This is a genomic window from Sporosarcina sp. NCCP-2716 (assembly GCF_023707985.1).
Classification (GTDB): domain Bacteria; phylum Bacillota; class Bacilli; order Bacillales_A; family Planococcaceae; genus Sporosarcina.
Genome location: NZ_BRCF01000004.1, coordinates 83612 through 95316 on the forward strand (window position 1 = coordinate 83612; position 11705 = coordinate 95316).

General features: G+C 58.2%; 12 protein-coding genes. 10 read left to right on the plus strand and 2 right to left on the minus strand.

All coding sequences use genetic code 11. The features are described from left to right. Positions 1-57: 57 nt before the first annotated feature. Positions 58-1077, plus strand: coding sequence for a ThiF family adenylyltransferase (locus tag NFU03_RS07730; protein WP_251637604.1), 1020 nt, complete (start codon positions 58-60; stop codon positions 1075-1077). Positions 1078-1090: 13 nt separating this feature from the next. After that, positions 1091-1597 (plus strand): MogA/MoaB family molybdenum cofactor biosynthesis protein, encoded by a 507-nt coding sequence (locus NFU03_RS07735; RefSeq protein ID WP_251637605.1) that lies wholly within the window; start codon positions 1091-1093, stop codon positions 1595-1597. Positions 1598-1645: 48 nt separating this feature from the next. Here the strand turns inward: NFU03_RS07735 and moaC are convergent, their stop codons facing one another. Further along, the gene (gene moaC, locus NFU03_RS07740) at positions 1646-2140 is read right to left on the minus strand and encodes a cyclic pyranopterin monophosphate synthase MoaC (RefSeq protein WP_251637606.1); all 495 of its coding nucleotides are present in this window, start codon (positions 2138-2140) and stop codon (positions 1646-1648) included. 57 nt (positions 2141-2197) lie between these two features. Here moaC and NFU03_RS07745 point away from each other — a divergent pair, with 57 nt between their 5' ends. Genes NFU03_RS07745 through NFU03_RS15770 form a run of 7 tightly spaced genes read left to right on the plus strand, consistent with a single transcriptional unit; the run spans position 2198 to position 8086 of the window. Beyond that, positions 2198-3454 (plus strand): molybdopterin molybdotransferase MoeA, encoded by a 1257-nt coding sequence (locus NFU03_RS07745; RefSeq protein WP_251637861.1) that lies wholly within the window; start codon positions 2198-2200, stop codon positions 3452-3454. Further along, on the plus strand, positions 3451-3960 hold the full coding sequence (gene mobB / locus NFU03_RS07750; RefSeq protein WP_251637607.1) for a molybdopterin-guanine dinucleotide biosynthesis protein B: 510 nt from the start codon (positions 3451-3453) through the stop codon (positions 3958-3960). Before NFU03_RS07745 ends, mobB begins: the two co-directional genes overlap by 4 nt. After that, a complete protein-coding gene (locus NFU03_RS07755; RefSeq protein ID WP_251637608.1) occupies positions 3947-4393 on the plus strand; it encodes a molybdenum cofactor biosynthesis protein MoaE in 447 nt (148 codons plus the stop codon). The genes mobB and NFU03_RS07755 overlap by 14 nt, the downstream gene beginning before the upstream one ends. Further along, complete coding sequence (gene moaD / locus NFU03_RS07760) at positions 4390-4623, plus strand: molybdopterin converting factor subunit 1 (RefSeq protein ID WP_251637610.1); 234 nt, start codon at positions 4390-4392, stop codon at positions 4621-4623. Before NFU03_RS07755 ends, moaD begins: the two co-directional genes overlap by 4 nt. Before the next feature lie 4 nt (positions 4624-4627). Further along, positions 4628-5185 (plus strand): molybdenum cofactor guanylyltransferase, encoded by a 558-nt coding sequence (locus NFU03_RS07765; RefSeq protein WP_251637612.1) that lies wholly within the window; start codon positions 4628-4630, stop codon positions 5183-5185. A gap of 4 nt (positions 5186-5189) precedes the next feature. After that, on the plus strand, positions 5190-6206 hold the full coding sequence (gene moaA / locus NFU03_RS07770; RefSeq protein ID WP_251637614.1) for a GTP 3',8-cyclase MoaA: 1017 nt from the start codon (positions 5190-5192) through the stop codon (positions 6204-6206). Positions 6207-6244: 38 nt separating this feature from the next. Next, on the plus strand, positions 6245-8086 hold the full coding sequence (locus NFU03_RS15770; RefSeq protein WP_251637617.1) for a YecA family protein: 1842 nt from the start codon (positions 6245-6247) through the stop codon (positions 8084-8086). Positions 8087-8489: 403 nt separating this feature from the next. Here the strand turns inward: NFU03_RS15770 and NFU03_RS07780 are convergent, their stop codons facing one another. Next, positions 8490-9389, minus strand: coding sequence for a TetR/AcrR family transcriptional regulator (locus NFU03_RS07780; protein WP_251637618.1), 900 nt, complete (start codon positions 9387-9389; stop codon positions 8490-8492). 173 nt (positions 9390-9562) lie between these two features. Here NFU03_RS07780 and NFU03_RS07785 point away from each other — a divergent pair, with 173 nt between their 5' ends. After that, positions 9563-11116, plus strand: a complete 1554-nt coding sequence (locus NFU03_RS07785) for a DHA2 family efflux MFS transporter permease subunit (RefSeq protein WP_251637619.1) — start codon at positions 9563-9565, stop codon at positions 11114-11116. Positions 11117-11705: the final 589 nt, after the last annotated feature.

Below are 11705 nucleotides of genomic sequence, written 5' to 3' on the forward strand. Positions count from 1 at the left end.
GCCGGCTCGACCGGCAGTCCTCTGCTTGCGTTCATCTAAAGAAAAGGGGGGTCCAATGTGGAAGAGCGGTATTCGAGACAAGTGCTGTTTTCGCCGATCGGGGAGTCAGGACAGGAGAAGCTGCAGCACGCCCATGCGTTCGTGCTCGGATGCGGGGCGCTCGGTTCGGCGATCGCCGAGACGCTCGTCCGCGCAGGGATCGGCAGGCTGACGATCGCCGACCGGGATTATGTCGAGCCGTCCAACCTGCAGCGTCAGCAGCTGTTCACTGAAGAGGATGCCGTGCGTGGCGTGCCGAAAGTGGTGGCGGCGAAAGCCCGGCTGCTTGCGATCCGCAGCGATGCCTCCATTGAAACGATCCTCGATCACGTGGACGGAGACGTACTCGAGCGGGCCGCACGTGATGCGGATATTCTGCTGGACGCGACCGATAATTTCGAGGCCCGGCTCCTGCTGAACGATTTTGCCTGGAAGCACGGCATCCCATGGGTGTACGGTGCGTGTGTCGGCAGCACGAGCACGGTCTTTCCGTTCATCCCCGGCAGGACGCCCTGCTTCCGCTGCCTGCTGCCTGCGCTGCCTTCCGTGAACGAGACGTGCGATACGGCGGGGGTGATTGCGCCGGCTGTGCAGATCACGGCAGCGAACCAGAGTGCAGAAGCGCTGAAATGGCTGACGGGCAATGAGCAGGCGATGCGGACGAAGCTGCTGCACGCGGACATCTGGTACAACACTCAGGTGGAAGCGGGGATATCGCGCCTGAAGAAGGAAACTTGCGCGACGTGCGGCGGCGAGCCGTCCTACCCGTCGCTGCATGCGGAAACCGGCACGCAGTATGCAGTGCTGTGCGGCCGCGATACGGTGCAGATCATCCCGGACGCGGAGCGGCGCCTGACAGGCGAAGACGTCAGGCGGGTTGCGGAACGGCTCGGGACGATGGGCAAGCACAACGCCTATTTCACCGAATTCACCGCAGACGGCTACCGCTGCGTCGGGTTCTCGAATGGCCGGCTGCTCGTCCACGGACTGAAGGACATGCAGAAAGGCCGCAAGATCTATCATCAGCTGTTCGGATAAGGAGAGGATTGCCATGCATAAGGAACGAACGGACGATCCACGCAGGCTGAGTGTCTGCGTGCTGACCGTCAGCGATACACGGACGGAAGAAGACGACAACAGCGGCCGGCTCATCCGCGAAACGATGGAGGAAGCGGGGCATACGATCTATTCCCGGCAGATCTGCCCGGACGATAAAAACGCGATCCTGAAAGCGGTCGAGTCGTGGGTCGGCAAGAAAACCGTCGACGTCATCGTCATCACCGGGGGGACGGGGATCAGCTATCGTGACGTTACGATCGAGACGATCCGCCCATTCTTCACGAAGGAACTGAACGGATTCGGCGAGCTGTTCCGCTACATCAGCTATGCAGAAGACGTCGGGTCGAAAGCGCTTTTGAGCCGGGCGGCCGCAGGTGCAGTAGGCGAGAAAGTGCTGTTCGCGCTGCCCGGTTCGGTGAAGGCGGTCAGGCTGGCACTCGACCGGCTCGTCATGCCGGAGCTCATGCACATCCATGACGAACTGACGAAACATTTATGAGAACTGATGAAACATCTGTAAGCGGACAGAAAAAGACGGGGGCGCTTGTTACGCCTCCGTCCTCGAGAAATCACCGTTCTTGCCGCCTGTCTTCGACTGCAGCATCGTCGGGCCGATCACCATTTCCTTGCCCGCCGCTTTGCACATATCGTAGACCGTCAGTGCTGTTGCAGAGGCTGCCGTCAGTGCCTCCATCTCCACACCGGTGAGACCGGTCGTCTTCACTTCCGCCCGGATAAGCACTTCGTAATGCTCCCGGGATTCATCGACATTCCAGTCGAACCGGATATCGACACCGGTCAGGGGGAGCGGATGGCACATCGGGATGAGGGAAGCCGTATTTTTCGCGGCCATGATGCCGGCAACCTGTGCAACAGCAAAGACATCCCCTTTTTTGTTCGTTCCTTCTTTGATCTGCTGATAGATCGCTTCGTTCACGATGACGGACGTGCTGGCAACCGCAGTCCGTGCAGTGACCGGCTTATCCGACACATCGACCATCCGTGCGCGGCCCTGGTCGTTGAAGTGGGTGAGTTCAGACATTCGATTCATTCCTTTCAACTCTGATACACTCAGTATACCAGAAGAAAGCAGGTGCTTATTGTGGAAATGAGAACACCGATCCCCGTGGCGGAAGCAGTGGAACGTGTCATGCAGCACGTCCGCCCGGTGGAAACCGAAGAAGTGCCGCTGGACAGTGCGATGGGCCGTGTGCTCGCGGAACCGATCATCGCCCGCCACAGTGTCCCGCCGTTCGACCGCTCTCCATATGACGGGTTCGCGATACGTTCGATGGACAGCGAAGGGGCGTCGGGTGACAGCCGAATCCCGTTCACCGTCATCGGGGAGATCGGTGCTGGCCACGTCGGAACGAAAACGGTCGGCCAACACGAGGCGTACCGGATCATGACAGGCGCCCAAATCCCGGACGGTGCGGATGCTGTTGTCATGTTCGAACAGACGGTGGAAACCGGAGACGGCTTCACAATCCGCAAACCGTTCAGCAGCGGGGAGAACATTTCACGCAAAGGCGAGGACGCGGCGGAAGGTGACACACTCATCGCGGCAGGCACGCGGATTCATCCCGGGACGATCGCATTGCTCGCAACGTTCGGCTATGCCGAGGTGAAAGTTTCCCGGTTGCCGGTCGTCGGCGTGCTCGCAACGGGCACAGAGCTGCTCGGAATTGACGAAGAGCTGCAGCCGGGCAAGATCCGCAACTCGAACGGGCCGATGGCGGCTGCCCAGCTGGAACGGATCGGCATAAAAGCCCGCCACTACGGGACATCCGCCGATGACCTCGAAGCATGCACCGACCTCGTCAAACAGGCGCTCGCAGAATGCGATGCACTCATCACGACGGGCGGTGTGTCCGTCGGCGATTACGATCATCTGCCTGCAATCTATGAAACACTCGGCGCCACCGTCCTGTTCAACAAAGTCGCCATGCGGCCTGGCAGTGTGACGACCGTCGCAGAACTGGATGGCAAATTGCTGTTCGGCTTGTCCGGCAATCCATCCGCCTGCTTCACCGGCTTCGAACTGTTCGTCCGCCCTGCGCTGCTTTCAATGATGGGGGATACAGCTCCCTACATGCCCCGCTTTAAAGCGAAATTGTCGGAAGATTTCAAGAAGCCGAATCCGTTCACGCGTTTCATCCGGGCAGTGTGGCAGATGGACGGGGACCGGATCACCGCGGCACCGGCCGGCTTCAACAAATCGAACGCCGTCTCGTCGATCGCGCGGGGGAACTGCCTGATCGTCTTACCGAGCGGAACAAGAGGGTATGTACAAGGTGATGAAGTCGACGTGCTGCTCGTCGGGTCGGAAACCGGGGCGAAGGACTGGGTGCTGTGAAGACACTCCATATCGTCGGCTTCAAGAACAGCGGCAAAACGACCTTGCTCGAACGCTGGATCGCACTTGCAAAAGCTTCCGGCCGATCGGTCGCCGTACTGAAGCACCATGGACACGGCGGTCCGCTTGACATGCCAGGAGACGGTACGGACTCGGAACGTTTTTTCCGGCAGGGGGCTGATGTGTCCCTAGCGGCAGGGGGCGGGACGAGTCAGGTGCTGCTGAACAGCGAACCGGATTTCGAGATCCTAAAGCAGCTTGCCAGTTTTGGCAGACCGGACGTCCTGCTGATCGAAGGCTATAAGAACGAACCGGGCGAAAAGGTCGTCCTCGTCCGTGGACCCGATGACTGGGAGACACTGCGGCAGCTCGAAGACATCCGTCTCATCGTGGGCGACGTGCCGGGAGCTTCTGCCGAAGTGATCGGCAGCCGCAGTGAAACCGGCCGGCTCGACAGCTGGTTTGCCGATTGGCTTGAGAAGGAGGAATTGGATGAAACCGTTTGAAGTCACAGAGTCGCCGATCGATCCCCAAAAGTATGCGGATTACGTGCTGCACACAGGGGCCGGTGCCGTGACACTGTTCACAGGGCACGTGCGCGAATGGACGCATGGCGTGCGCACCGTCTACCTGGCATACGAAGCTTATGTGCCGATGGCTGAGAAGAAACTCGCGCAGATCGGCGAGGAGATGGAAGCGAAGTGGCCGGGCATCCGGACCGCCATCGCACACCGGATCGGGGAACTGCATCTGTCCGACATCGCGGTCGTCATCGCGGTTTCATCCCCTCACCGGAAGGCGGCCTATGAAGCGAACGAATATGCGATCGAGCGGATCAAGGAACTCGTGCCGATCTGGAAGAAAGAGATCTGGGAAGACGGCCAGGAATGGCAGGGCGCCCAGAAGAAATATCCTGACAAAGGAGCCGATGCGCAATGATTCGAGTCAACTATTTCGCCAGACTGCGGGAACTGGCAGGCAAAGGGCAGGAAACGGTCGACCGCGAAGAGATGACCGTGCAGGAGCTGCTCGATTGGGCGGAAGATACGTATCCCGGTTTCGGGAAAGACGACGTCCAGGTCGCCGTGAACGAGGAGTATGCACTGCCGGGCGACCTGATCCGATCGGGCGACGAATGTGCGTTCATCCCGCCTGTCAGCGGGGGCTGAGCCGATGATCGGCATCGTGCTGGCCGGGGGGGAATCGAGACGGTTCGGTTCGCCGAAAGCGTTCGGTGAATACGGTGGGCGGTTTTTCTATGAATACGCCGCGGAGGCCCTCGCCCTGCACTGTATGGAAACGGTGATCGCAGCCCGTCCGGAATACGCAGACCGCTTTCCTGATGCGTATACCGTGATCCTGGACGTGCCGGAATATGCCGGACACGGACCGCTCGCCGGGATCCTGGCGGCGATGGAGACGATCGACAGCGACTGGTATGCGGTTCTGCCGTGTGACGTGCCGTTCGCGGACAGCCGGATTTTCGATGTGCTGCTTGCTCATCGGGAAGACGGCGGGGAGGTCATCGCGCTTGAAGCGGAGGACCGGCTCCATCCGCTGCTTTCGATCTGGCACCGCCGTTCGGCGCCGCGGATCCGGGAAGCATTGGAATCGGGCCGCCGGAGCGTGCGGCCGCTGATCGATACATGGGCGGACGGCAGCAGACTGCTGGAAGAGAATCCTGCCATTTTTGATAATGTGAACAGACCCGGACAACTGGAAGGGAGATGACAGCATGGAGCCCATAACAGACAAATTCGGCCGGCCGATCCGCGATTTGCGGATCTCGGTGACGGACCGCTGCAACTTCAGATGCTCCTATTGCATGCCGAAGGAGATCTTCGGGGATGATTACGTCTTCCTGCCGAAGGATCAGCTGCTGTCATTCGAAGAGATCGAGCGGCTCGCGAAGCTGTTCGCAAAACTCGGCGTGAAGAAACTGCGGCTGACAGGCGGCGAACCGCTCATGCGGCGGAATCTGCCGGAGCTGATCGCACCGCTCATGCAGATCGAAGGCATCGAAGACATCGGGCTGACGACGAACGCCGTTATGCTCGGCCAATACGCGGAGCCGCTGTACGAAGCGGGCCTCCGCCGGCTCAATATCAGCCTGGATGCACTGGACCATGAGCTGTTCGGGGAGATGAACGGCCGCGGCGTCAAACCGGATCTCATCCTGAAGAACATCGACAGGGCCCACGCGCTCGGCTTCGCGATCAAGATGAACATGGTCGTGAAAAAAGGGACGAACGAGCAGGAGATCCTGCCGATGGCGGCCTACTTCAAAGAACGCGGCATCACGCTGCGGTTCATCGAATTCATGGACGTCGGCAACGATAACGGCTGGAGTTTCGATAAGGTCGTCACGAAGAAGGAGATCCTCGGGCGGCTGCAGGAAGCGTACGACCTGGAGCCTGTCGGCGAAGAGTATTACGGCGAAGTCGCGAAACGCTGGCGTTACAAGGACAACGGGGCGGAAGTCGGTTTCATCACCTCCGTTTCGGAATCATTCTGCTCGACGTGCACACGCGCACGCCTGTCGTCCGAAGGGAAATTGTATACGTGCCTGTTCGCATCAGATGGTTTTGACGTCAGGAAACTGCTGCGCGACGGAGCGACGGACGAGGAACTCGCCGCCGCGGTGACCGGTGTTTGGGAGAACCGCGCGGACCGCTATTCGGACGAGCGTACGGAACAGACCGTGAAAAACCGGAAAAACAAGAAGATCAACATGAGTTACATCGGCGGCTGACTCGACAGCCTGCCGAACAGCCGGAAGGACGTGCAACCATGACAGGAAGAAACGATCCGTGCCCATGCGGCAGCGGAAAGAAGTACAAGAAATGCTGCGGCAGCAGCGGTAATGACCTGCTGAACACTGTCGTCAGCGAAGAGCTGGATCGTGTGCTCATCCAGTTCTTCGATACATATCCAACAGGGGAGACGCGTGAATCGATGCTGCGGCTCATGCGCCAGTGGGCAGAACATCTGCGCGGCAGCTGGGAGCCATCGCATATCGAAGAAGCGGCTTCCGAATTCTACTTGTTCGTCGAAGACAGCAGTCAATGGCAGCAGTATGTAGCGGCAGAGCGGGCGAAAGCGGCCCGCGGGACGGTGCAGGATGTCCTCGCGAAATGGGAGGAGCCGTCCATGCTGCTCGGGGAAATCACCGATGCCGCGGACAATAACCTGGAAGTGACAGAGCTGCTGACCGGTGAAACGGTCGAACTGGCGCGCACGGAAGGCATGCCTGCCGATATCGGGACACTGCTGTTCGGCGTCGTACTGCCGGATGCCCGCCGCGGCGAACGGGCAGTGGCCCCCGTGTCCTCCATGCTGTTCCTCGCGAAATGGAGCCGGCAGACGAAAAAGTCGCTGATTGCCCTGCGTGACGCGGCACCGGAAACACCGGCCCGGGAATTCATCCGCACGCATGCACTGGACATCTACGAACTGCTCGTAAAAAGGAGCATGGCGTCGATGAACGATCTGATCGAGGACGTGCTGTCGGATGATCAGCTCAGCGCGCTGAAACAGCTCGACAGCCGGCTTGCAGCACAGGAAGAACCGGCGGATGTCCGGGAACTGCTGCAGAAACTGGCGGTCGCCTATCTGCTGAACACCGAACAGGCTGACAGCAGCACGTTCGATTCGGCTGCGTTCGTCCAGGCGGTTTTGCGCGTTGGCAAGTCGCTGGCACTCCTGAAGACGGACTTGGCAGCGGACCCGGCTGCAGACGAAAACGAGACGGACCGCCTGGCCGCCGAGCTGGAAAGCCTTTACTCGGAAATGATGGAGAACGGCGACGCGGCTGCGGCTGCCGTGTACGAAATCGGCACGGACCCGCGGCCGACCGAGTCGGAACTATGGGAAACTGCCATGACGACAGCGGGCGTCGTGGAACCGGAGCGCCGCCCGGGTGTGGATGAAGGCCGGGCGCAGCGCCTTGCCTACGAAGCGTACAAAGCATCATCGGAAGACGAGCGGCGGAAGCTGGCACAATCGGCACTCGGCATCGCGCCGCAGCTGCCGGATGCGCTGCTGCTTCAGGCGGAGACCGAAACGGATGCAGGCCGCGCAGACGAGCTGTACGAGCGGGCGATCCGCGAAGCGAGCCGGCGTTTCGAGCCGGGCGAGAACCCGTGGAACAACCTGCCGAACCGGCCGTTCCTGCGCGCCGCATTTTCCTACGGCGTCCATCTGTTCATGCGCGGGGACTACAGTGAGGCGGCGGACATCTTCCTCGACTTGGTGCGCATGAATACGACGGACAACCAGGGCGCCCGCTACGAAGCGATCGCGTCGCTCATCCATGCCGGCCGTTTCAACGAAGCCGGTGAACTGCTCGTCCGTTACGAGCGCGGTTCGGAAAACGACGCGACGTACCTGTACCTGGACTGGAAACTTGAGAATGAAGCGACGAAAGGCGAGTCCGAGGAGGAGGGCGCCATGCTGAAGCGGGCATCCGAGGCGAACGGCAACGTCATGCACCTCATGGCGTTCCGCGCCCAGACGATCGCCTACCCGCGCGGCATCCGCCTCCAGCCCGGCAGCAAAGAGGAAGCCCGCTACATCTGGCTCCTGCTGAACGGCCCGAGTGGCGTGGCAGTGGAAAGTGCTGCGCGTTCGTGAAATGTGGAGCGTGCTTCTGCCAGTGAGGGTATGCTCGTAAAATCGGGGAAGCGCTCATACGTTGAGGAGAGCGCTCATAAAAACGTGGAAACACTCATAAATTCCGGATAGCGCTCATAAAATCGTGAAAACGCTCATAAACTCCGGAAAACGCTCATAAAACAGGAAAAACGCTCATAAATCTTGAAAAACGCTCATAAAAATGAAAAAGCGCTCATAAACCCAGAAAAGCGCTCATAAATCCCAATAAACGCTCATAAACCCACGCAGCGCCGACGAAAAACAAGCCACACAGCCATGCGCGCGGGGGACCACCATGCCCACACGGCACCAAGCCGCGCAGCAACGGCTTTTCAACCATTAAAAAACGCTGTCCGCATCGTCTGCGAACAGCGTTTTTCCATTATGTTGAAACCGGGCGGGCGAGCTTCGTCTCAAGCGCTTCAATCCGGGAGGCGATCGCTTCCACCGCTTCCGTATACTCCGTCGCCGCGAACAGCGCACGGAACGACTCGATCACCGAAGCGAGGATGACCGATCCGCTCTTGCCTGTGACCAGTTCCTCCAGCAGGAACCGCGCATAATCGGCCCCTTTTTCCACCTTGTCCTTTTCAAACCGCGCGAGCAGCTCCCGCAGAAGCGGAAAGATCTCTTCCTTCGCCTCTTCCGCATCGGCGAACGACAGCTTCCTGAGCAGTTCATTGCCGAGAAGTTTGTCGTCCGAAGCGATCATGCCGGCCATCATGTCATCGAGCCGGCGAACGGCGAACGGCACCATCTGTTCATAATGGAAGCTGTCCTTCCGTCCGAAGCCGATCTTGATCATGTGCAGGATATGCTGCATGACCCCGACGAGCATGACAGCGCCGTCTGTCGCATACGGCTCCGCTTCCGGCCCATACACTTCGATCATCCGGCCGGACAGCCAGGAGATCTCATACAGATACTGATCCCGCACGAAACTCCGCATCTCATCGTCTTTCGAGAAGAACACGGCTTCGTAGATCGGCAGCAGGTTCCGCTCCCGGTCGACATGCGCCCGCGTGATGATCTGCTGGGCGAACAAAGACTTGTCGGTCCGGTCCTGTCCGATCAGCAGTTTCCGCCGACGTTCGATCGATTCCTCATTGGCCATCGCAAGAATCGCCAGCAGGCATTCGTTTTTCGACGAGAAGTAATTGTAGAACGTCCCTTTCGAAATACCGGCGGCGTCCAGAATGTCCTGAACGGATGTCAAGACGACGCCTTTTTCCTCAAACACCTGCTGGGCGGCTGCGATCACTTTCAATTTGCGTTCGTTCATTCCATCACCTTTGCTCTTATATTATACTGCCAGTCTACTCCCGAAACCCACATTTATCAATGGAATTCACTTCCTGAGATTTTTTTGTTGATTTATTTGGACTGCGAGTATAAAATGTTCTTCATGATGTTTTTGCGATCATCGAAACAGAAGACAAATGGAGGGACCGCTGGATGGAAACAAACGAACACATTAAGAAAATGCACGACAAGCCGCCGTATGGCATGATCATCATCCTATTTATCGGGGCATTCGTCGCGATACTGAACAATACATTGCTCAACATTGCGCTGCCGACGATCATGGTTGAATTCGATATCACCCCATCCCAAGTACAATGGCTTACGACCGGCTACATGCTGGTTGGCGGTATTATGATGCCGGCCAGTGCTTTTTTCATTTTGAAATTCAAGAACAGACGGCTGTTCCTGACGGCGATGACGCTGTTCTCTCTCGGAACACTTCTCGCGATCATCACTCCGAACTTCAGCCTGCTCGTTACTGCCCGGATGATCCAGGCAGCAGGAGCCGCGCTGCTCATGCCATTGCTGATGAACGTCATGCTCGTTGCGTTCCCGATAGAAAAACGGGGCCAGGCGCTCGGGTACTTCGGTCTTGTCATGTTCACCGCACCTGCGATCGGACCGACCTTGTCCGGGTTCATCGTCGAGAACTACTCGTGGCGCGCACTGTTCATCATCGTGCTGCCGATCGCCCTCTTCACGATGGTGTACGCATTCTTCAAACTGCGTAACATCACGCCGAACAAACCGGTCAAAGTCGATATCATGTCGATCATCCTTTCCAGTATCGGATTCGGCGGCCTGCTGTACGGATTCAGTTCTGCCGGTCACGCAGGCTGGATGTCCCTTGAAGTTCTGGGTACGATCATCATCGGTGCCATTGCACTTGTCCTCTTCGTGACAGGGCAGCTGCGCAAAAAGGAACCGATGCTCGATTTCAAGATTTACAAGCACCCGATGTTTGCGCTGTCGTCGCTCATTTCGGTCGTCGTCTCAGTGGCGATGTTCTCCGGGATGATCCTGACACCGCTCTACGTCCAGAGCGTGCGCCACATTTCGCCGCTCGACTCCGGCCTGCTCATGCTGCCGGGTGCGATCGCGATGGGGATCATGTCTCCGGTCACCGGTAAACTGTTCGACAAATACGGACCAAAAGGCCTGGCGATCACCGGTCTCACGATCACTGTAGTCACTACGTACCTGCTCAGCCAGCTGACGATGGATACCGGTTATTATGAGCTAATGGCGATCTACACCGTCCGGATGTTCGGCCTCTCCATGGTGACGATGCCGATCATGACCAACGGCATGAACCAGCTGCCGATGGCGTCAAATCCGCATGGCACCGCCATGAACAGCACCGTTCAGCAAGTATCCGGTGCGATCGGGTCCGCTATCCTGCTGACAGTCATGACCAAACGCGCCGAATCGACGGGCGCCCAGCTCGTACAGGACGCTGCTGCATCCGGCAGCATGCCGACCGACAAAGCGGGGATCGCTCAATTCCAAGAACAAATTGGCCAGCAGGCGCAGCTCGACGGGATCAACCATTCCTTCTTCATCTCCGCAATCATCGCGGCGGTGGCGCTGCTGCTCACTTTCTTCATCAAGCGGGTCAGACCGCCGAAATTCGAAGAACAGAAACTGCCAAAAACACCGACGCCGGAACACAATAACGTCACGGCGAAACCGGATAACGAATGATTGTAAGCCTTTCTTAGGGAACCAACCCTGAGAGAGGCTTTTTTGCGATTAAACAGTATCGTTCGCGTCGTTCATAACAGCGTGGCTCCGGACATATACTGTCCACGGAAGAAAAAAGTGTTGCCGGGAGCGTGTGGTCGATCGGGTGTGTCTCTAGTGCCCGGAAGTGTGCAGAACTGGTAACGTCGGTCGATAGGGCGTGTCTTTATTGCCCGCAATTGTGCAAAAAAGTCTTCGTCGGTCAGTAAGGCATGTCCCAAGTGCCCGGCAGCATGCAAAAAAGTATCATCGGTCACTAGAGCGCGTCTCTACTGCCCCGGACTGTGCAGATCAGGAGTCATCGGTCATTAAGGCGCGTCTCTAGTGCCCGGGAGTGTGCGAAACGGGAATCGCCGGTCGCTTAAGCACGTCTCTAGTGCCGACCAGAGCCCAAAACAAGCATCGCCGGTCACATGGCCCCCTCTCTATCGCCCGCGAACGCACATCACACGCCCGTTCATTGCAGCAAAAATCATTCGCACTACCGAAACTTCATTCATCAGACAAGTTTGAAAGGAGAACGTGATCATATGTCGAATACAGAATGTAA